Source organism: Kerstersia similis, from assembly GCF_965139615.1.
In the GTDB taxonomy this organism is placed as follows: Bacteria; Pseudomonadota; Gammaproteobacteria; order Burkholderiales; family Burkholderiaceae_B; genus Kerstersia; species Kerstersia similis.
Window position 1 is genome coordinate 1 of record NZ_CBCSIQ010000015.1, and the last position, 18,194, is coordinate 18,194.

Sequence of the window (18,194 nt, forward strand, 5' to 3'; positions counted from 1 at the left end):
CGAGCGCCATGGAAAACCAAGGCTGCCGTGGAGTTGGCAACGTTGGAATGGGTCGCCTGGTACAACCATCAGCGTCTGCTCGGGTCCATCGGGTATATTCCTCCTGCGCAGGCGGAGGAGGTCTACTATCGGACTCAATCTGAATCTGTGCCGATCAACGCGTTACTTTAACCAAACAGCCTCCTCGATTCCCGGGACGATTCACAGGCCTTGGCCTACAGAGCCGTGATGGCAGGCATCAAAACTCGTTTCATGACCGCTGCTGACCTGATGATGCAACTGGCCACGGCCCATAAACAGGAACGTCTCCAACAATATTTCAATCGCGCGATCATCGGACCTAGACTGCTGATTATCGACGAGATCGGCTATTTGCCCTTCGGGCGCGAAGAGGCCACCCTGTTCTTCAACGTGGTGGCACAGCGCTACGAGCGAACCAGCATCATCGTCACCAGCAATTTGTCATTCAGCCAATGGGCTTCATGCTTTGCCGAGGATCAGACGCTTACCGCAGCCTTGCTTGACCGCTTGCTGCACCACGCACACATCGTGCAGATCGCAGGGGAAAGCTACCGGCTCAAGGACAAACGCAAGGCGGGAAATATCAAGGTAAGAAACTAGTTTTTCGGATGCCGGGGTGGGTCAGTTTTACTCCGACGATTCCGACAAAAGTGGGTCAGTTTTCAACCGACGTTGACACTTCCTCTACGAACCACTGGTAATTCGATACAACGTGCAAGGATAAGTGCATACACTCACCGTTTTTCAGAACAATCCGTCTTGGGTCAGAGCCTCTACATGAGCAGCCGCCTCCGGCCCGGGCGGGTCGTTGATATAATGCGCTGCATGATCTCCGCACCGCGAGCCGATGCATTAGCGAAGCGACAACAGCCCCGAGGTCATCGGTACCCAGCTTGCCGTGAGCGGTGGATGAACCATCTGGGAGTGTAAGGCTCTAAGCCGGAGAACTCTGGCAGAACGGCACCCATGGAAGCCTCGGTGTCGCAGGTCGGGATGCATGCTTTTCAATGGAATGGTTCTACAGCCGCCTCGAAACGCGGGTGATTGCAAAGGCTGGCAGCACCACCACGATAATAGGGTGCGGCCGTTGTCAGACAGGGCTTCCTGGCACACCGCCGTTCGTGGAAACGCTAAACAATGATTGAATAACCATGACATGCGTTTCCAATTCCAGTTGCTGGGAAATTTCCAGGTGGGTTAACGGCTTTCGTCTGTTACTTGCCTGGTTCACAAGTAGTAAATAGAGCTGCTAATACAGCATTTTGAGGAAATGATGGATGCTTGGGTCCCTTTAGCCTTAGGTACGATAAAGTTCATTGTGCTGGGCACATGCTGTTTCTTCGCCATCAAGTCTCATCGCGATGGGGCAAGAAAGGAGAAGGAAGAGGAGAAGGAAAGAGAGAGAAAGATGAAGGGATTGCAGTAGGAACCCGTTCCCGGTGTTCTGGCCACAAGGCTTGTGGCTCTCTGATGGGGGGGAATCCTCCCGAGGGCCTGGCAAGACCAGACCCGTGTGTCTAGATCGTGCATGCCGCCTTCAAGCAGCAGACGGTGCAGATGATTCGGGAACGGGGTCTGAGTATCGGGCAGCTTGGTCGAGGCCAGTCCCTGGTTGAGAGCGCTGTGCACTGCGGGTTGTGGCCTATTTCAATGCTGAACAAGCGGGCCAGGTCTTCCACGGTCGTCAAGATGTGACCTGTCGCAGTGACTGAAGCGCCCGAATCGACAGGCTGCGCTAGGACCCACGGGGCCAGCATCAAAAAACAAGCCCGTCTGCACCTGCCTGAACTATTTCGATCAGGCAGGTGCAGGCGGGCTTGTTTGTGTTTGGGCAGCCATGGAGAATCCGATGTTTCATCGTATTCTCCATGGCTGCCCCAACTTCGGTTCTTAGGTCGTCAGTTCTCGTCGAACGATTTCTGCACCCGCGCTCAAGGCGTGCAGCTTGCCTCGAGCCACCTGGCGAGGCAGAGGGGCCATACCGCAGTTGGTCGAAGGATAGAGTTTGTCGGCATCGACAAACTTGAGTGCTTTGCGCAGGGTGTTGGCAACTTCTTCCGGCGTTTCGACATTGTTGGTTGCGACGTCAATCGCGCCAACCATCACTTTCTTGCCACGGATGAGTTCGATCAGATCCATGGGAACATGGGAGTTCTGGCATTCCAGAGAGATGATGTCAATGCCGGATTTTTGCAGTTTCGGAAAGGATTCCTCGTATTGCAGCCATTCGGATCCGAGGGTTTTTTTCCAGTCAGTGTTGGCCTTGATGCCATAGCCATAGCAAATGTGCACGGCGGTTTCGCATTTCAGACCTTCAATGGCGCGCTCCAGGGTGGCAACGCCCCAGTCATTCACTTCATCGAAGAAGACGTTGAATGCCGGTTCATCGAATTGAATGATATCGACGCCAGCCGCTTCCAGTTCGCGGGCTTCCTGGTTGAGAATGATGGCAAATTCCCAGGCCAGTTTTTCACGGCTTTTGTAGTGGCTGTCATACAGCGTGTCGATCATCGTCATGGGGCCAGGCAGGGCCCATTTGATGGGCTGCTTGGTTTGCTGACGCAGGAATTTTGCGTCTTCAACGAAGACAGGCTTTTGCCGGGACACCGCACCAACGACCGTCGGTACGCTGGCGTCATAGCGATTGCGAATTCTGACGGTTTCACGCTTCTCGAAATCAACACCGCTGAGGTGTTCGATGAACGTCGTGACAAAGTGCTGGCGCGTTTGTTCGCCATCGCTGACGATGTCGATGCCTGCTTGCAGCTGTTCTTGTAACGAGACGCGCAAGGCATCCTGTTTGCCTTCAATCAGTTCTTCGCCTTGAAGTTTCCAGGGCGACCACAGTGTTTCCGGTTGTGCCAGCCAGGAGGGTTTGGGCAGGCTGCCGGCAGTGGAAGTGGGGAGCAATTTTTTCATGAGAGATGATTTTTTCGAGAATCAAAGGGCGTAATTGGCGGCAGACCACTGTTCAAGCGTGGCATGGTGGGGTTTGATGAAGTGTTCTTCAACAAACTTTCCTTGTTCAATGGCCAGGCGGTTACGTTCTTCTCGATCATAGAAAATTCGAGTGAGCGAATAGTCCTGATGCTTCAGGCTGGGCTGATAGGATTTGCCTGCCGCGGCGTTCGCATTATAAATCTCAGGCCGGTAAATCTTCTGGAAGGTGTCCATCGTGCTGATGGTGCTGATAAGTTCCAGATTGGTGTAGTCATTCAGCAAGTCGCCGGAGAAATAGAACGCCAGCGGAGCGACGCTGCTGGGCGGCATGAAGTAGCGTACCTTCAGGCCCATCTTGCTGAAATACTCATCAGTCAGGGAGTACTCATCCTGCTTGTATTCAACGCCCAGAACCGGGTGTTGATTTTCAGTCCGGTGGTAGGTACGGCTGCTGGACACGCTCAAGCAGATGACAGGCGCTTTCTTGAAATGACTCGTGTAAGTGCTCGAGTTGATGAAATGCTTGAACAGCTTGCCATGCAGATCCCCAAAATTTTCTGGGGTGCTGAATGCAGGCTTGTTTTTGTTGTGATCCAAGAGCAATACGCTGAAATCATAGTCGCGCACATAGGAGGAGAAACTATTTCCTACAATGCCGTCAATGCGTGTATGGGTTTTGGTGTCCAGGATATTGATTTTCAGTATTTCGATCAGGGGCAGGGAATTGCCGGCGCTGATCGTACCGATGTTCATTCCAATGGAAATGATTTCCAGCTCGACCTGGTAGCGGTCGCTCGTCGGGTTGTCCCAGCTTGCCATGGAATTGAAACGATTGTTGATCATCCTCAAGGTGTTGCGCAGGTTTTCCTGGCGGCTGCTTCCCCGTGCCAGATTGGCAAAGTTGGTCGTGAGACGCGTGTTGTCTGCGGGGTGATAGTTTTCGTCGAAACTAATGCTCTTGAGGGTAAATGTGAAATCGTTATTCATTGCGGCCGGAAATCCTAAGTCCTGAGATGAAATCTAAATCTATTTATTGTGTCGCCAGAATGTTTCGTTTTTATTTTCCGGCTTTTCACTTGAAATTGTTTAGATTGTCTATAATTGAAAACCAAGCCGCATTGTATGCCGAGTTATTGCTTGAGTAAAAGCGAATTAATTTCACCTTAGTATTAGTTCTGCTCATAGTGTGCTGGCGGGTCCCGCCTGGCGCGACCAGGCAGGCCAGGCTTCTTCTTCATGCTGCAGCGAGCGCAGCCAGATGCCGTTTCCATCCATCCATCCGTGTCACTGTAGTGCGACCTTGGCAGGCTGCTATTTGAGATTGCGCAGCGCGCGTTGGCAGATGCGGCGGGTGGCTTCACTGGTGTTGTGTTGTTGCCATTGGGCACAGATATGGCGCACCCAGTCTGCTTGATCTTTGGCGGCGTCGTTCAGCCAGTTGGCGACGGAGTCCTGCACGTAAGGGCTCGGGTCGCTGCGTAACGGTGTGAGGATGGGGAGCGCCAGTTCGGGGTGCTGTTTGAGCGGCGTGATGTGCGCACACCAGACGCCACGCGGTCGTATGGCTTCGCTGGCGAAGCGCCGTTGATTGGCTGAGCTTGAATTCGTCCATTCCGTCAGGTGTTCGATGGCATGGGGCAGCTGCTTCGCCAAATGCGGGCGGACGGACATCCAGGACCATTCGCGTACGCCGAAATGCGGGTCGTCAGCGAATATGCGGATGGCGGCCAGTCGGCTGGCGAGATCCGGGTAGGGGTGGAGGCCAACCATAAAGCATGCCCATCCGCGTACCGTGTCAGAGGGATGAGCCTGGCATTGTTCGATGCCGGCTTCTCCCAAGGCTTTGTACAGGATGGCAGCAATGCCGGACATCCGTTTCAGGATGCCGAGCTGGCTGGCCGTATCGGCAGCTTCCAGGGCGTCCGCTGGCAGCCTTGGAAAGGCCATGCGCAACAAGACGGATTGATCCAGTGCCAATCCTTCCGCCAAGGTGGCGCTGGCCAGGGTGCCGTGGGAGAGTGCTGCCAAGATGTCGGCAGGGATGTCTGCCGTGCGAGTGGCGCCTTTGCGCTGCGTGGTGGTGTTCATGATGTGGCTTCCTGCATGGCCGAGTTCAAGTTTCCTGCAACTTTGTTCAGGAGCGCGGAGAGTTGCGCGCGTTCACCGGGTGTCAGGGGGCCAAAGAGTCCCGCTATCCAGGCACTATGCTGACGGAAAACCGTTTTGGCAGTCTGTTTGCCTGCTGCGGTGAGATGGATGCGCAAGGCACGGCGATCTGTCGGGTCTGCTTGCCGTTCGATCAGGGATGCGCGTTCCAGGCCATCCAGTAAGCCGGTCACTGTGGCGCGGGTGATGCCTGCCTGTTCAGCCAGTGCATTGGGTGCCAACCCTCCGGGGGCTGCGTCCAGCAGAAACAGCAGCACAAACCGTCCTTCGGATAAGCCATGTGGGGCAAGCAAGGCAGCACAGGCTTTGTCGATGGCATTGGTGAGAGATAGTGTTTGGAAACATAGCCGGATACCTGCGACATCTGGCAACTGACGGCGAGTGGCTTCGTTCAAGAGTGCCTGATATTTTTCTTCCAGATCCATTTATTTGCTGCCATATAGTATGGTGGCTAATTATATGGGATGGCGCGCATCATGTGTAGCGGATGGGGGGCTGTCTGCTTGCAAGACACTGCCGGAGGCTATGCGGGGCGGCGGCTGGCTGTCGAATCAAGCATATCCAGCACGTATTCGGCGCGTTCCAGGACGCTGAACTTGGGCAGCACATGGACGGTGTAGCCCAAGGCGGGGTAGCTCAGCAGCAGTCTTTGATATTCCTCTTGTGCCGCCTGGAGGTCATGGCGGCGTTCAGGATCCTGTACGTAGATTTCCGGCCATGGCGGCGTCAGGAATACATGGGGATAGTAGCGATAGTTCTCGGTTACGCGCTGCAGCGCCTCGGGATCGGCTGGGAAATGCAGGGCCGTGGCAGCGTCGATCAGGCTGCGGTCAAAGAATACCCAGTGGCCGGTATGGCGGAGGGCATGGGTATAGTCCTCTTGCGCCAAGGTGATGGTACGGCGCAGAAAGGCTGGCATATCCTGCCAGGGCAAAGCATGGCCACCTCGGCGGATTTCTTCTTGAACGATACGCCTGCCGGGCTCGGGAATTACCGTGTGGCCACGTCGTGACAGTTCATCCAGCAGGACGGATTTCCCGCCGCCGGAGCAGCCGGAAAGAATGACGAATGGAATCATGGGGAGTGTTGTCTGGATAACCTTAGGGTGAATGGGGGATAGTGATCCGATGCTTGATGTTTCGGAAATTAGGATGCATGCTGGGGCGTTTCCCGGCGCGTCACACCCGTGGCGTTCGGGTTGTTTGCGGTATGTCAGACCGCTATTCCATCCAGGAAAAGGAGACGGATATGAGCAAGACTACGCTATACACCACGGCAGCGACTTCGACAGGAGATGGCCGTAACGGCCATGTTCGCAGTGAGGACGGGTTGCTGAATCTGGATCTTGCATTTCCCAAGGAGTTGGGCGGAGCGGGCGGAAAGACCAACCCCGAGCAGCTGTTTGGCGCCGGTTACGCCGCCTGCTTTCATTCCGCGCTGAATCTGGTGGCTTCCAAGGCAAAGGCGCCGGTGGGCAGTTCCACGGTGACAGCCCGCGTCAGCCTGCACCCGACGGATACCGGCGGTTTTCAACTGAGCGTCGTGTTGCAGGTGGAAGTTGCCGGGGTCGATCAGGCGACTGCCCAGGCGCTGGTGGAAAAGGCGCACCAGATTTGCCCTTACTCCAATGCTGTGCGTGGCAATATCGACGTCAGCCTGGACGTCAAGGCTGCCTGACGTTTGAGGGGATGTGAGTTGTTTTACAGGGCATGAGTTCGCCCCGTAGTTGATGCAATTGACTGCCGGTTTTTGTTGAACGGCAGTCAATTGCTGGCAGTTGATTGCTCGGTGATCAGTACAGAGAACCGAGTACCGACCGATCAAAGTCATGCAGGGCATCGGTGCGGCCTTCACGGATTTTATTGATCCATTGAGGATCGGCCAATAGGGCACGGCCCACGGCGATCAGATCAAATTCGTCACGCTCCAGCCGGCGCAGGAGATCATCCAGGCCGACGGCATGAGAGCGTTCGCCCTTGAAGGCGGCCAGGAATTCACCGGAGAGTCCGACGGAGCCGACGGAAATCGTCGGGGCTCCTGTCAGTTTTTTTGCCCAGCCTGCGAAATTCAGCCCTTGCTCGCCATCAATGTCGGGAAATTCGGCCTCCCAGAAGCGCCGTTGCGAGCAATGCAGGATATCCGCACCGGCATCGACCAATGGCTGTAGCCATTGCGCCATTTCATCAGGCGTTTTTGCCAGTTTGCAGGCGTAATCCTGTTGCTTCCACTGGCTCAGACGCAGCAGGATGGGAAAATCGGGGCCGACGGCCTGGCGTACGGCGGTCAGTATCTCCGCAGCGAAGCGCGAACGTTCGCGCAAACTCGCGCCGCCATAACGATCACTGCGTTGATTGCTTCCATGCCAGAAGAACTGGTCGATCAGATAGCCGTGGGCGCCATGGATTTCAGCGACATCGAAGCCCAAGCGTTGGGCGTCCGCAGCGGCACGGGCAAAAGCGGAGATGGTGTCAGCAATGTCCTCGTCACTCATTGCGACACCATTGGGATCGTTCGGGCCGTTCAGGCCTGACGGGCTTTCGACTGGGGCATCTGCTTGCCAGCCGCTGCTGCTGCGAGTAGCGCCGGTATGCCAAAGCTGGGGGCCCATGCGGCCGCCCGCCGCATGAACCGCCTGGATCACGGCTTGCCATCCGGCCAGTGCCGCTGCGCCATGAAAGAAGGGGATGCGCGCTTCATTGCGGGAGGCGGGGCGATCTATGACCGTGCCTTCCGAGAGAATCAGGCCGACACCGCCTTCGGCGCGGCGTTGGTAGTAGGCCGCGACGTCGGGGCCGGGGATGCCTTCGGGAGAAAAGTTGCGCGTCATGGGGGCCATGACGATGCGGTTGGGCAACTGCAGGGATTTGTACTGGAAGGGGCGAAACAGGAGGTCTAAGGCGGGCTTGGACATGGAACGGCAACTCCAGATTAAAGGGAAAAGATCGGAACCCGCAGTACCTGCCATGGCGGCGGGGCGGGCCTAATACTTTCAGTATATCTGGGGTGCCGTGGGGCGGGGTCAGCCAGTTTCAGCAATGTAATGAGCAGAGAATCCGGCAGGCTGGCGCATGTCAAGCGGCAGGCGGCTGCGCGATTTTCCAAAGCCCGGGCAGGAAGCATTCCGAGACCAGCAAAGGCTCTTGTTGCAGGCGGAAGAGAGAGCGTCTGGCCCAGAGCAGGGTTTGCGGATTCGCCTGTGCGGCATGCCCCGAGGGCGCTGACTGCTGCGTATGCGTGGTGCTGCGGCGCGGTTCCGGGAGCGGAATACTCCGGTGTGCCAGTTGTGCAATTGGATGGCGGGCATGCGGTTGCGCATACTCGAACGCGGTACGTGTAATGCGTGGGTCTTCATACAGCAGAACACCCAGCGGCGTGCTGCTGAGCGTGCGCACGTCCTGCCAGGCGTGGGCGCCGGGGTGGTCGGGCGTCAGGCTGCGGCCCAGGACGGCGGGCGTGCCATTGACGCTCATGAGTACTTCCCTCAGCCAGCAAGAGGTATCGAGTGGAACGCCCAAGGCCTGGGCTTCATCGGCAGCAGGCAGCGTATGGCCTTCATGCAGCACGGCCAGTTGAAAATCGCCCTGGGCGCGCAGGGCCCGGGTCAGTGAGCCGGGCAGGGATAGCCATTGTGTCTGAAGCAGGGAGAGGGGAGGCGAGGGAAGGCTGGCAGTCCACACGGGCTTGGGGCAGTGGCGGGCAGGCGCGCTGGGAGGCGAATGAGCCGACGGCCGCCTGCGGGGTTCTAGGATGTGGCAGATTGTACTAGCATGGGTGCGGCCGCTGTTTGGTGGTGGGCCGTGGAGGGCAGCGGCATGCTGGTGTCGTCGTTTCGCCTTGTGTACGTGATTCTGAACAGGAAACCTTATGTTGCTTGATGCCAAACATTCCCAGGTGGTGCTGGTGGATTACCAGACGAAACTGATGACAGTGATCCATGAGGCGGATTTTGTGTTGGCAAACGCCTTGCGGCTGGCAAAGATCGCGCAGTTGATGCAGGTGCCTGTCTGGGGGACGGAGCAGATTCCTGAGAAACTGGGCCACAACGAGCCGGAACTGCGGGAGTTATGCCTGAAAACGCTGAGCAAAACGCACTTCAGTGGTGTACCCGATGGGTTGCTGCCGCTGCTGCAGGGGGAAGAGGCCGTAGCTGGGCAGGGCCCAGGAAGCGTGGCTTGCCATCAGGATGGAGTGATGGCACTGCAGACCTTGCCTGAGCGCGCAAGTATTGTCGTGGCGGGTTGCGAGGCGCATATCTGCTTGCTCCAGACGGCGTTGGATCTGCTTGCCGCCGGGCTGGAGGTCTGGGTAGTGACGGACGCCTGCAGTTCTCGCACGGAACGCAATCGTGATGCGGCGTTTGATCGTCTGGCCGCAGCGGGCGCGGAATTGGTCACGACCGAAATGGTGGCCTTTGAGTGGATGCGGGATTGCCGGCATGAAGCCTTCCGGAATGTACAGCGTCTGATCAAGTAGGCAGCAGAGGCTGGATTGGCCGGTTTCGATGTGTACGCGCGGCTTACCGGCGGGGGGCGTTTGCGGGCGATACGCCAGACAGGCGCCGAGCGCGATGACGTTATGTGCGTAAGGTAGGGTGCGGCTTGTGGTGCGGGGTACTCCGACTGTTCAGCCGCGAGCCAGACGATTAGTATCTTTGTTCCGGTGTGGGCCGCATCGCTGGTGTGCGTGAATGGCGGCTCTCTCTTTTCTCCTGATGCTTCAAGGTGCATAAATGACTGTGCAGGCGACGACCGTGAATATTTCCATCAATTCACCGGACTGGCGTGGCCAGGCGCTCTCCAATTTCGGCTTGTCGCCATTCGTTTTCCATGGCCAGTTGTTTGCTTCTATTGAAGGCTTCATTCAGGGCATCAAGTTTCCTGAGTCGGATCCGCGCCGGGCGCGTGCGTTTTGCTTGAGCGGCTGGGATGCGAAGCAGCTGGGAGACGAGGCGGATCGTAGCGGCGCGTATTGGAATCAAGCGCGTCTGGCCTATGGTTCCGCGCAGCATCATCAGTTGATCGGTGATGCGATCCGGGCGCGCATTGCGCAGTCCCCTGGTTTGCAGGCGGTTCTGCATTCTACGGCCGGAGCCACGCTGGTACACGAAACTGGGCACGTAGAATCTCCGACCACCTCCTTGCCGGCGACGGTGTTTCTTGGCGTGCTCAATGAAATTCGGGATGCGCTCCTGCAAGAAGCTGCTCGCGCTTAAGCGGTATTCGTTGCCTTTGAGGCCGCGTGTTGCGCACCGGCCTGGCTGATGCCTGCGTGCAGGGCATCCAGCGTGGCGAGGAACACCTGATCCGGGTCGATGTGACTGAGTTGCGGGGCAATGCGGCGGGTAAGCGGGTACTGCGCTGCCGGCAATGTGGTGATATCCGTCAATTCTTCCGGCGTCGCGCGGCGGATAAGACCACCGATCTCTGCCATGGATAAGCCATAAACCGTGGCGTACCAGCCCAGGCAAACCGTAGGCAGCCTGTGTTCAGGCACGCCCGCCTGCGCCAGGGCGCGATAGACCATTTCAATGTGCAGGAAGTCGGAAATGCCGGTATGCAAAAAACGCTGCAGCAAGCCGAATGTCTGCGGATAGGCCAGTGCCAGTTGGCGGTATTGGTTCGCCAGGTCACATAAGCGCTGCTGCCAGGGCTGGGCTTCATCCACGGCGCGCAACCGGGCCGTCAGCCAGTCTGCCATGGCGCGTTGCAGGCCCTCTTTGGATTTGAAGTGATACATCAGGGCCATCGGGTCGCAGTGGGCCCGTTCGCCCAGCTTGCGCAGGGAAAATCCGCTTTCCTGGGCGCTTTCCATCAGGGCAATGGCCGCCTCGACCAGCGCGTCCTTATCCAGGCCGCGTGGCCCGGGCGCTGCACGTGATTTCGTGACGATAGACATGTCGCCATTCTTTCAAAACTACGCTCGGCGGGCAAGCCGCTGCCATGCAGGCCGTAACCAGACGGTAGGGAACAAGACATGCTTGAAGTGTGGCCTGCAACGCGGCGGCAGTGCTGCGTATGAAGTCTCCACCGGCTGCGCAGTTTGCTGTGCAGCGCTCTCTTGTCCGCTCTCTGTGAGCTTGGGAAAAACTAATTCTACAGTGTAGAATTAGTGGGGCTTGCCATAGAAACCTTGTCAGATCGTTCCATCCTCTTCTGGATCGGGGGCCAAGGGCGGTGGAGAGGCTGGTATGGGAAAAATAGGGAATTCGGGCGCGATATGTTGAGTTGGGTGTTTCTGCTGCTATCCAGCGGGCTGGAAGTGATGTGGGCGGCGGGCTTGAAATATGCAGCGACTCCTTTGCAGTGGACGCTGACGGTGTTTTGCATGGTGGGGAGTTTTGTCTTCATGCTGCTGGCATCGCGGCGCATGGGGGCGGCGCTGGCCTATGTGTTTTTCGTGACTTTCGGTGCGGTGGGTACGTATTTGCTGGATGTGGCCTATTTCGGCAAAGAGCCCAGGCTGCTGGCAGTAGCGGCCATTGCCGTCATCCTCTGGGCGGTAGCCCGGCTGCATCAGGTGAAATGAAATGAACTGGGTGTATCTGCTGCTGGCGGGTTTGCTGGAAATATTCGTGGTTGCCGGCATCCGGGATATGGCGCTGAAACGCTATGCGCGCGGCATTGTGGTGTATGCATTGGGCATCAGCACCTCTTTGTCCTTTCTCTATCTGGCCATGCGCAGCATTGATATGTCGGTGGCCTATACGGCCTACACCGGTATTGGCGTGATAGGCACGGTACTTGCTGGCATTCTGTTCTGGGGGGATAAGAGTGGCGCCAGGAAGTTCATCTACCTGGCCCTGATTGTGGGCGGAATCGTTGTACTGAAGCTGGCGGGCTGAGCCTGAAAGGCTGTGCCGCCAGCGGCATGGACGCCCCGTTCTTCAGTGGCCGTCATGTCACAGGCCGTCACTGATCTTATCCAGCGCGGTTGGCAGCTAGGCTCGCACGGCTGTGTTTGATAGGCCGCCAGAGCCAGGGGTGGTGTGGCGTTTTAGACGATGTCATCCACCACGCCGCCATCCACGCGCAGTGCTGCGCCCGATGTCGCACTGGCCTGTTGCGAGCAAACATAGACCACCATATTGGCGACTTCTTCTACGGTAGCTGTGCGCTGGATGATAGAACTGGGGCGGTGTGTCATGACGAACTCGCGCGCCAGCACTTCCAGCGGCTTGCCGGTGCGGGCGACTTCTTCCTTCATCATTTCGGCGAAACCATCCGACAGCGTCGGGCCAGGCAGCACGCTGTTTACCGTTACGCCTGTGCCAGCCATGCGTTTGGCCAGGCCGCGAGACAAAGAAAGCTGTGCGGTTTTGGACACGCCGTAATGCACCATATCCGCAGGAATATTGCGTGCAGATTCCGAGGCGATGAACACCACCCGACCCCAGGTCTTTTCTGCCATGGCAGGCAGCAGCGCCCGCGCCAACCGGACACCGCTCATGACATTGGTCTGCCAGTATTCTTCCCAGATATCATCGGCAGTGTCGAAGAAATCCCTGGGGCCATAGATGCCGGCGTTATTGACCAGAATATCGACGTGTCCAGGCAGTCCATCCAGCAAGGACTGGACGCCGGCCGCACTGCCTAGATCGGCCGCGACGCCGTGTACCTGAGCCTGGGGTTGTTCGGCCAGCAGGCGTTCGCGCGCCCGGCTGATGCTGGCCGTGCTGCGACCATTGAGAATCACGCTGGCACCGCTGGCCGCCAGGCCTTGGGCAATGGCGAAACCGATGCCGCCGGTCGAAGCGGTAACCAGTGCAGATTTGCCGGAAAGGTTGATGTTCATGTGATTGCTGTCTCCGTTAGCATGCTGACCCCTCAAGGAGGTCAGGGGCAAGCTTGAGCATAGCAGCTTGTCGAGCGAGAGAATCGGCCCGGGCTGCGCCAACCCCGGTGCAGCGAACCGTGTATCGCACTGTTGCCTGGTGTCAGTGCATGGGTCTGTAGCAGTTCGTGCGGAATGTGGGGGGTATGCCAGGCGGATTGCTTCGGGGGGATCCAGAACGCTGCCGAGCGCACGTTCCGGGTGGGGCCGGAGAAGCCTGGGAACGGCATGGCGGGCGATGGGCGTGTAAGGCTTGGGGCGGGGCGACTGAGGGCGTGCCAGGAAAAACCGCCAGGAAAAATAAAACCCTTGATTCTCTATTGAAAATCAAGGGTCTGTAAATTCTGGTGGCGCATCCCTGATTCGAACAGGGGACCTGCGGATTATGATTCCGTCGCTCTAACCGGCTGAGCTAATGCGCCTTTCCATCGCCACTGCCTTGAATTGCTTGCGGCAGTGAAGAATAGAAAATAATTCTACCATGAAATTTTTATCTTTGTGCAAGCCTTTGCGCGTACGGGTTCAGGCAGCGTCCATGCCGTGAGCTTGTTTGGTTGCGGTGGTGGCATCGGAGGCCAGATACGCCAGCAGTTGTCGGCCAGCTTCGGCCTGTTGGGAGCTTGCAGCAATACCGCCGGAGAAGGTCGTGACGATGGCCATGTCGTCAGGCAGCGGGCCGAGGATGTCTATGCCGGCCAGAGGCAGGAGTTCGCTCAATTGCTGGAAGCCCAGTTCCACTTCCCCTTTGGCGACCAGGCTGCCGACCGGGACGCCCGGAGGCGCCTGGATGATGCGGTCTTGCAGGTCGTCGGCAATACCCCATTGCTCGAAACGCTTGGCAAGCTGCACGCCGCTGGGGCCGGTGGAGTAGCTCAGGCTTTTGGCAGCCAGGACGGCGGCACGCACGGCGGCTTCATTGCTGATGTCCGGGTGGGAGGCGCCTGCCCGTACCGCCACAGCGGTGCTGGAGCGAACCAGGTCGGTACGGGTGCCAGCGACGATGTGCTGCTGACTGCTCAGTTTGTCGATGGCGTCGGCAGCGAGGACGACGATATCGAAACTTTCTCCTGCCGCGACCCGCTGCGCGGCAGTGACGCCACCGACCGATTCAACGCGGACGGAAATGCCGGTTTGCCGTTCAAAGTCCGCGGCCAGATCCTGCAGAATGGATTTGGTCGCCATGGATGAAATCAGATGCAGGGATGTCGCCATGGTGATAGGTCTGTTTGTCTTTTAAGTGGGGATATCAATGCGGCGGCCGTGACCACCGCCCAGTGAGGGCAACAGCATAGCGCAAGTTGAATGGGATTCCATGGGAATCAGGCAAAGGCGCCTGCGGGAGCGGGCGCCTTTGCGGGGCGGGTATCTGTGTCAGCGTTTGCTTTCAGCTGGCGGGATGGGGACCAGCTGGCCATCGGCCGAGATGCGTATCGAGCGTCCTGCGCACCAGCCGGCATAGATCAGGGTGGCGCTCAGCAGGCAGCAGACCAGCAGCGGCATGCTCCAGTTGCCCGAGAGGTCATGAATGCTGCCCAGCAGGCTGGGGCCGGTGCAGGCCAGCAGGTAGCCAGCGCTTTGCGCCATGCCGGATAGCGAGGCCGCCTGGCCAGCCGTGCTGACCCGGGTACCCATGAAAGACAGCGCCAGGATGAAGACGCCGCCGTTGCCCATGCCGAAGAGCGTTGCCCAGAAGGTGCTCCAGGAGGGGAACAGCCACAGGCCTGCCAGGCTGACTAGTGATAGCGCGCTGATGGCGACGGCCAGTTTGCGCTGGTCTGCGCTGCGGCGCACGATGGGCATCATCAGCAGCCCGATAATGGAGGCGCCGAACTGCATGATGCCGTGCGCCGTGCCTGCCGCCGCCGGGCTGTAGCCGGCGTCATGCATGATCGCGGGCAGCCAGCTCATGACGGAATAGAACAGGAAGGAGTTCATGCCCAGGAAAAAGGTGACCTGCCAGCTGATGGCATGGCGCCAGACCGGTGTGCGAGTCTGGTTGACTGCCGGGCTTGCCACCTTGTCCGTGCGTGGCCGGCGCGCCAGGGGCAACCAGCAGATCAGGCTGATGGCGGGGATCACACCGGTACACAACAGGGCGAAACGCCAGCCCAGGCCGGTCAGGTCGGCCAGCGGAATGGCGATGCTGGAGCTGAAGGCCGCGACGGTGCCCATGGTCAGGGCATAGACAGAGGTCAGAACTGCAATCTGGCCGGGGAAGTCGCGTTTGAGCAGGCTGGGCAGGAGCACGTTGCCGATGGCGATTCCGATGCCGATGGCAGCCGTGCCGGCAAAGAGCAGGGCCAACGAGCCAGCAGAGCGTACTGCGACACCTAGCAGAATCAAAACCAGGGCACCGACCAGTGCGCGTTCCAGGCCAACGCGCCGGGCTAGCAAGGGGGCCAGCGGCGAAACAATGCCGAAGACCAGCAGCGGGATGGCGGTGATGGTGCCTGCCGTGGCGGCGTTCAGGCCGAAACTTTCTTGAATCTGGGTGAGCAAGGGTGCCAGCGAAGTCATCGGCGCCCGCAGGTTGCAGGCAAACAGCAGAATGCAGATGATGAGCAACAGGCGCCCGCGAGAATCAGGATCCTGCGAGGAGGATAGTCGGGCCAGCATGCGTCCCAGACGGCTGGACGATGGCTGCGGTGCAGAGGTGGTGGACATGGAACCGTATGCAGAAAATAGGAGGATCAGCGTGAGGAATACTCTACCTTGTATTCTTCTGCATGAATTTCGATAAAATGACTTTCAATATCTAAAAACTGCCATTAGTGTTCGGCTCTGCCAAAGATAGGGCTGGCAAGGTTCAAGGCGGGCGCTGGGCCTGGAACCAGGCCCGCGTCTGGTGCCTCGGATCGTGGGCAGTATGCAAGGAAGGAATATGTATTGTCCGCAATACTTTGACCCGGACGCGGCCTCAGATGCGCTGAGCGCCTTGCGCCTGGATGTTGATGGTCATGAGCAGGAATTGCCGCTGCACCGTCATCGCAAAGGCCAGCTGGTGCTGGCGCTCAAGGGCGCGGTGGTTTGCCGTGAGCCACGCGGGTTCTGGATGTTGCCGGCCAATAGTGCAATGTGGATTCCTGGCGGCGTTGCGCATAGCAATCGCGCCCTGGGCGAGACACAGGTGTATTTCCTGTTTGTCGAGCCTTGCGCTGTCCCCATGCCTGATCAATGCTGCATGTTGCGCATGACCCCTTTGGCGCGGGAAATGGTGCTGTATCTGGCCGATGGCCGTGCTGGCGAGCCGGATAGCGTGGTGCGCCAGAGTTTTGTGCAGGTGTTGCTGGACCAGTTGTCGCGTCTGCCGGTGCAGTCGCTGTATTGTCCGGTTTCTGAAGATGGACGTTTGCAGTATATTGCGCGCTCTTTACTGGCCGATCCGGGGGATCGCAGTACCTTGCCGCAGTGGGCGGCACGAGTGGCGATGAGCGAACGCACGTTGGCGCGGCGCACCCGGGAGCTGACCGGGATGACATTTGGCCGGTGGCGCCAGCAGTTGCAGTTGCTGCACGCAGTGCAGCGCCTGGCGGTGGGAACATCCGTACAGGCGGTGGCGGCAGAGCTGGGGTATGAGTCGGTTCATGCTTTTATTACTATGTTCAAAGGGCGTATCGGCCAGTCGCCCGGACGTTTCAGCCAGAACCGGCGAATGGGGGGCGCAGCATGAGTTTCAAGGTATTCGATCTGGAATGTGAACACGGCCATGTGTTCGAGGGCTGGTTCCGTTCGCACGAGGACTATGCGGCGCAGCAGGAGCAGGGCATGGTGCAGTGTCCGGTCTGCCAGAGCACAGCGGTCAATCGGCGCTTATCGGCGCCCAGCGTTCATACGGCCAAGCGTACCGGGGCGGCCGTGCCGGCCATCAGCAGCGAGCAGGCCGAGCAGCAGCGTATCGTCAAAGAGATTTTCACCAAGGTGCGCGAACATTTGCGCCAGGTGGAAAATGTCGGGGATGATTTTGTCAGCGAAGCGCGCCGTATTCATGCTGGCGAAGCCGTGGAGCGGCCCATCCGCGGGACGGCGACGGTGGCGGAGCGTCAGGCACTGGCCGAAGAGGGCATAGACGCCCTGGCCGTGCCATTTCCTTTGGATGACGAGCCTTTGCACTGATTGGCCCGGCAAGCGCAGGCTTGATCACCAGGCCTTCAGCGTGCCTGGCCTGATGGGCAGGCACGCTGTGAGGCGCAGCGGATAATTCCGTGGCTGGAATCAGTCTTCGTGTGTATCGTGCGTTGCGCTCTTGCCGGGTTTCCAGTAGCCGGAAGCACGGATCCATTTTGCCTGCGCCGCGCGTTCGCCCAGCAGGTACTGGCGCAGCGTCTTGGCCGTTGCGCTTTCGCAGGCGACCCAGGCGTAGTAGTCGCCAGCCGGGAAGTCCAGCGTTTTCAGAACATTGAGCATGGCATCGCTTTGCCCGGCCGGCGTGCCACGGCGAAAGGCCCAGTGCACTTCCGCCCGTGCACCTGCCGTCAGCGGCAACTGGTGTTCTTCCGAATCGACTTCGATGACGGCAATGGCGCGCGCGTCGTCAGGCAGTTCTTCCAGGCGGCGGGAAATTGCAGGAATGGCGGTTTCGTCACCGACCAGCAGATGCCAGTCGAAATTCGTGGGGACGAGGAAAGAGCCACGCGGTCCGGCGATGCCGAGTTCGTCGCCGGGCTCAGCCTTGCGCGCCCAGTCGGTAGCGACGCCTTCATCATGCAGGGCAAAGTCGATGGTCAGCAGGCGTTCGGCGGCATCGAAACTGCGCGGCGTGTAATCGCGTGCCAGCGGACGCTTGCCGTCAGGCCAGGCAATGCCTTCTTCCGTAACGGTGGGGCGCGGAATTTCACCAGTGTCGGGATCTGGAAAAATCAGTTTGGCGTGATCATCGAAACCGGGGCTAAAGAAGCCTTGCAGTTCGTCGCCAGTGAAAGTCAGGCGCAGCAGGCTGGGGCTGAGCAGTTCACGGCTGACGACGGTGACGAGCCGGAAGCGCAGCGGATGCCGTTGGCGTTGGGGCTTGCGATCGTCGCTATTCGGAGAAGCAGGAATGGAATTCGTCACGGGATTGCCTTGTATGGAAATAGCGGAACAAAACTGAAGAATACGAAAAATTCCGGGTCAGCATGGCCTTGCCCAGTGCTGACAGCGTGTGCGTGATCAACCCGGCTGATGAGACAGCCATCCTGGTCATCAGCCTGGCGGCTATCCGTGGCAGGTCTGGGGATGGCGCAGAGCGGGCGAGTGCTCTC

Annotated in this window: 19 protein-coding genes, 1 tRNA gene and 2 pseudogenes; 9 read left to right on the plus strand and 13 right to left on the minus strand. The window is 58.6% G+C overall.

Annotated elements, in window-relative coordinates:
• Both ACNA1V_RS10420 and ACNA1V_RS10425 read left to right on the plus strand, forming a co-directional pair.
• A pseudogene (locus ACNA1V_RS10420) lies at positions 1 to 171 on the plus strand (IS3 family transposase); the annotation flags it as partial.
• A 36-nt stretch (positions 172 to 207) separates the two neighbouring features.
• Positions 208 to 621: pseudogene (locus ACNA1V_RS10425) on the plus strand (ATP-binding protein); the annotation flags it as partial.
• Between the two features lie 1,290 nt (positions 622 to 1,911).
• Here ACNA1V_RS10425 and ACNA1V_RS10430 read toward each other — a convergent pair.
• The 5 genes from ACNA1V_RS10430 to ACNA1V_RS10450 form a co-directional block, all read right to left on the minus strand.
• Complete coding sequence (locus tag ACNA1V_RS10430; protein WP_415833555.1) at positions 1,912 to 2,940, minus strand: methionine synthase; 1,029 nt, start codon at positions 2,938 to 2,940, stop codon at positions 1,912 to 1,914.
• Positions 2,941 to 2,961: 21 nt separating this feature from the next.
• Positions 2,962 to 3,948, minus strand: a complete 987-nt coding sequence (locus ACNA1V_RS10435; RefSeq protein WP_415833556.1) for a DUF1852 domain-containing protein — start codon at positions 3,946 to 3,948, stop codon at positions 2,962 to 2,964.
• 324 nt (positions 3,949 to 4,272) lie between these two features.
• The gene (locus ACNA1V_RS10440) at positions 4,273 to 5,049 is read right to left on the minus strand and encodes a DNA alkylation repair protein (protein WP_415833557.1); all 777 of its coding nucleotides are present in this window, start codon (positions 5,047 to 5,049) and stop codon (positions 4,273 to 4,275) included.
• The gene (locus tag ACNA1V_RS10445) at positions 5,046 to 5,552 is read right to left on the minus strand and encodes a MarR family winged helix-turn-helix transcriptional regulator (protein WP_415833558.1); all 507 of its coding nucleotides are present in this window, start codon (positions 5,550 to 5,552) and stop codon (positions 5,046 to 5,048) included. The genes ACNA1V_RS10440 and ACNA1V_RS10445 overlap by 4 nt, the downstream gene beginning before the upstream one ends.
• Positions 5,553 to 5,650: 98 nt before the next feature.
• Positions 5,651 to 6,205: an AAA family ATPase gene (locus ACNA1V_RS10450; RefSeq protein ID WP_415833559.1), complete on the minus strand. Its 555-nt coding sequence runs from the start codon at positions 6,203 to 6,205 to the stop codon at positions 5,651 to 5,653.
• 170 nt (positions 6,206 to 6,375) lie between these two features.
• Between ACNA1V_RS10450 and ACNA1V_RS10455 the strand changes: the two genes are divergently transcribed.
• On the plus strand, positions 6,376 to 6,804 hold the full coding sequence (locus ACNA1V_RS10455) for an organic hydroperoxide resistance protein (RefSeq protein ID WP_415833560.1): 429 nt from the start codon (positions 6,376 to 6,378) through the stop codon (positions 6,802 to 6,804).
• 115 nt (positions 6,805 to 6,919) lie between these two features.
• Here the strand turns inward: ACNA1V_RS10455 and ACNA1V_RS10460 are convergent, their stop codons facing one another.
• On the minus strand, positions 6,920 to 8,038 hold the full coding sequence (locus ACNA1V_RS10460; protein ID WP_415833561.1) for an NADH:flavin oxidoreductase: 1,119 nt from the start codon (positions 8,036 to 8,038) through the stop codon (positions 6,920 to 6,922).
• A 160-nt stretch (positions 8,039 to 8,198) separates the two neighbouring features.
• Positions 8,199 to 8,804: a chorismate--pyruvate lyase family protein gene (locus ACNA1V_RS10465; RefSeq protein WP_415833562.1), complete on the minus strand. Its 606-nt coding sequence runs from the start codon at positions 8,802 to 8,804 to the stop codon at positions 8,199 to 8,201.
• Positions 8,805 to 8,991: 187 nt separating this feature from the next.
• Between ACNA1V_RS10465 and ACNA1V_RS10470 the strand changes: the two genes are divergently transcribed.
• Both ACNA1V_RS10470 and ACNA1V_RS10475 read left to right on the plus strand, forming a co-directional pair.
• Positions 8,992 to 9,600, plus strand: a complete 609-nt coding sequence (locus ACNA1V_RS10470; protein ID WP_415833563.1) for an isochorismatase family protein — start codon at positions 8,992 to 8,994, stop codon at positions 9,598 to 9,600.
• Between the two features lie 256 nt (positions 9,601 to 9,856).
• Positions 9,857 to 10,339 carry an NADAR family protein gene (locus tag ACNA1V_RS10475; RefSeq protein ID WP_415833564.1) on the plus strand — a complete coding sequence of 161 codons (483 nt, stop codon included), beginning with the start codon at positions 9,857 to 9,859 and terminating at the stop codon, positions 10,337 to 10,339.
• Here ACNA1V_RS10475 and ACNA1V_RS10480 read toward each other — a convergent pair.
• Positions 10,336 to 11,022: a TetR/AcrR family transcriptional regulator gene (locus ACNA1V_RS10480; protein WP_415833565.1), complete on the minus strand. Its 687-nt coding sequence runs from the start codon at positions 11,020 to 11,022 to the stop codon at positions 10,336 to 10,338. The genes ACNA1V_RS10475 and ACNA1V_RS10480 overlap by 4 nt on opposite strands.
• Positions 11,023 to 11,343: 321 nt before the next feature.
• On the opposite strand from ACNA1V_RS10480, the gene ACNA1V_RS10485 reads away from it, so the two are divergent.
• Together ACNA1V_RS10485 and ACNA1V_RS10490 are read left to right on the plus strand one after the other, a co-directional pair.
• Positions 11,344 to 11,652, plus strand: coding sequence for a DMT family transporter (locus tag ACNA1V_RS10485; protein ID WP_415833566.1), 309 nt, complete (start codon positions 11,344 to 11,346; stop codon positions 11,650 to 11,652).
• 1 nt (position 11,653) lies between these two features.
• Positions 11,654 to 11,968 carry a DMT family transporter gene (locus ACNA1V_RS10490; RefSeq protein WP_415833567.1) on the plus strand — a complete coding sequence of 105 codons (315 nt, stop codon included), beginning with the start codon at positions 11,654 to 11,656 and terminating at the stop codon, positions 11,966 to 11,968.
• Positions 11,969 to 12,120: 152 nt separating this feature from the next.
• Here the strand turns inward: ACNA1V_RS10490 and ACNA1V_RS10495 are convergent, their stop codons facing one another.
• From ACNA1V_RS10495 to ACNA1V_RS10510, 4 genes are all read right to left on the minus strand, one after another.
• Positions 12,121 to 12,918, minus strand: coding sequence for an SDR family NAD(P)-dependent oxidoreductase (locus ACNA1V_RS10495; RefSeq protein WP_415833568.1), 798 nt, complete (start codon positions 12,916 to 12,918; stop codon positions 12,121 to 12,123).
• A 384-nt stretch (positions 12,919 to 13,302) separates the two neighbouring features.
• Positions 13,303 to 13,379, minus strand: a tRNA-Met gene (locus tag ACNA1V_RS10500).
• A 100-nt stretch (positions 13,380 to 13,479) separates the two neighbouring features.
• The gene (locus ACNA1V_RS10505; RefSeq protein WP_415833569.1) at positions 13,480 to 14,169 is read right to left on the minus strand and encodes a substrate-binding domain-containing protein; all 690 of its coding nucleotides are present in this window, start codon (positions 14,167 to 14,169) and stop codon (positions 13,480 to 13,482) included.
• 159 nt (positions 14,170 to 14,328) lie between these two features.
• The gene (locus tag ACNA1V_RS10510; protein ID WP_415833570.1) at positions 14,329 to 15,621 is read right to left on the minus strand and encodes an MFS transporter; all 1,293 of its coding nucleotides are present in this window, start codon (positions 15,619 to 15,621) and stop codon (positions 14,329 to 14,331) included.
• Positions 15,622 to 15,838: 217 nt separating this feature from the next.
• Here ACNA1V_RS10510 and ACNA1V_RS10515 point away from each other — a divergent pair, with 217 nt between their 5' ends.
• Positions 15,839 to 16,627 carry an AraC family transcriptional regulator gene (locus ACNA1V_RS10515; protein WP_415833571.1) on the plus strand — a complete coding sequence of 263 codons (789 nt, stop codon included), beginning with the start codon at positions 15,839 to 15,841 and terminating at the stop codon, positions 16,625 to 16,627.
• Entirely contained in the window at positions 16,624 to 17,070 is a 447-nt protein-coding gene (locus ACNA1V_RS10520; protein WP_415833572.1) for a DUF1178 family protein, read from the plus strand. Before ACNA1V_RS10515 ends, ACNA1V_RS10520 begins: the two co-directional genes overlap by 4 nt.
• A gap of 99 nt (positions 17,071 to 17,169) precedes the next feature.
• Here ACNA1V_RS10520 and ACNA1V_RS10525 read toward each other — a convergent pair whose 3' ends face one another.
• Positions 17,170 to 18,006 (minus strand): siderophore-interacting protein, encoded by an 837-nt coding sequence (locus tag ACNA1V_RS10525; RefSeq protein ID WP_415833573.1) that lies wholly within the window; start codon positions 18,004 to 18,006, stop codon positions 17,170 to 17,172.
• Between the last annotated feature and the right edge of the window lie 188 nt (positions 18,007 to 18,194).

Bases quoted from the DNA above. Each gene is read 5' to 3' on its own strand.
- ACNA1V_RS10445 (WP_415833558.1), bottom strand. From the start codon at position 5,552: ATGGATCTGGAAGAAAAATATCAGGCACTCTTGAACGAAGCCACTCGC.
- ACNA1V_RS10490 (WP_415833567.1), top strand. From the start codon at position 11,654: ATGAACTGGGTGTATCTGCTGCTGGCGGGTTTGCTGGAAATATTCGTG.
- ACNA1V_RS10485 (WP_415833566.1), top strand. From the start codon at position 11,344: ATGTTGAGTTGGGTGTTTCTGCTGCTATCCAGCGGGCTGGAAGTGATG.
- ACNA1V_RS10480 (WP_415833565.1), bottom strand. From the start codon at position 11,022: ATGTCTATCGTCACGAAATCACGTGCAGCGCCCGGGCCACGCGGCCTG.
- ACNA1V_RS10475 (WP_415833564.1), top strand. From the start codon at position 9,857: ATGACTGTGCAGGCGACGACCGTGAATATTTCCATCAATTCACCGGAC.
- ACNA1V_RS10460 (WP_415833561.1), bottom strand. From the start codon at position 8,038: ATGTCCAAGCCCGCCTTAGACCTCCTGTTTCGCCCCTTCCAGTACAAA.
- ACNA1V_RS10450 (WP_415833559.1), bottom strand. From the start codon at position 6,205: ATGATTCCATTCGTCATTCTTTCCGGCTGCTCCGGCGGCGGGAAATCC.
- ACNA1V_RS10510 (WP_415833570.1), bottom strand. From the start codon at position 15,621: ATGTCCACCACCTCTGCACCGCAGCCATCGTCCAGCCGTCTGGGACGC.
- ACNA1V_RS10505 (WP_415833569.1), bottom strand. From the start codon at position 14,169: ATGGCGACATCCCTGCATCTGATTTCATCCATGGCGACCAAATCCATT.
- ACNA1V_RS10455 (WP_415833560.1), top strand. From the start codon at position 6,376: ATGAGCAAGACTACGCTATACACCACGGCAGCGACTTCGACAGGAGAT.
- ACNA1V_RS10520 (WP_415833572.1), top strand. From the start codon at position 16,624: ATGAGTTTCAAGGTATTCGATCTGGAATGTGAACACGGCCATGTGTTC.
- ACNA1V_RS10470 (WP_415833563.1), top strand. From the start codon at position 8,992: ATGTTGCTTGATGCCAAACATTCCCAGGTGGTGCTGGTGGATTACCAG.
- ACNA1V_RS10430 (WP_415833555.1), bottom strand. From the start codon at position 2,940: ATGAAAAAATTGCTCCCCACTTCCACTGCCGGCAGCCTGCCCAAACCC.
- ACNA1V_RS10440 (WP_415833557.1), bottom strand. From the start codon at position 5,049: ATGAACACCACCACGCAGCGCAAAGGCGCCACTCGCACGGCAGACATC.
- ACNA1V_RS10515 (WP_415833571.1), top strand. From the start codon at position 15,839: ATGTATTGTCCGCAATACTTTGACCCGGACGCGGCCTCAGATGCGCTG.
- ACNA1V_RS10495 (WP_415833568.1), bottom strand. From the start codon at position 12,918: ATGAACATCAACCTTTCCGGCAAATCTGCACTGGTTACCGCTTCGACC.
- ACNA1V_RS10435 (WP_415833556.1), bottom strand. From the start codon at position 3,948: ATGAATAACGATTTCACATTTACCCTCAAGAGCATTAGTTTCGACGAA.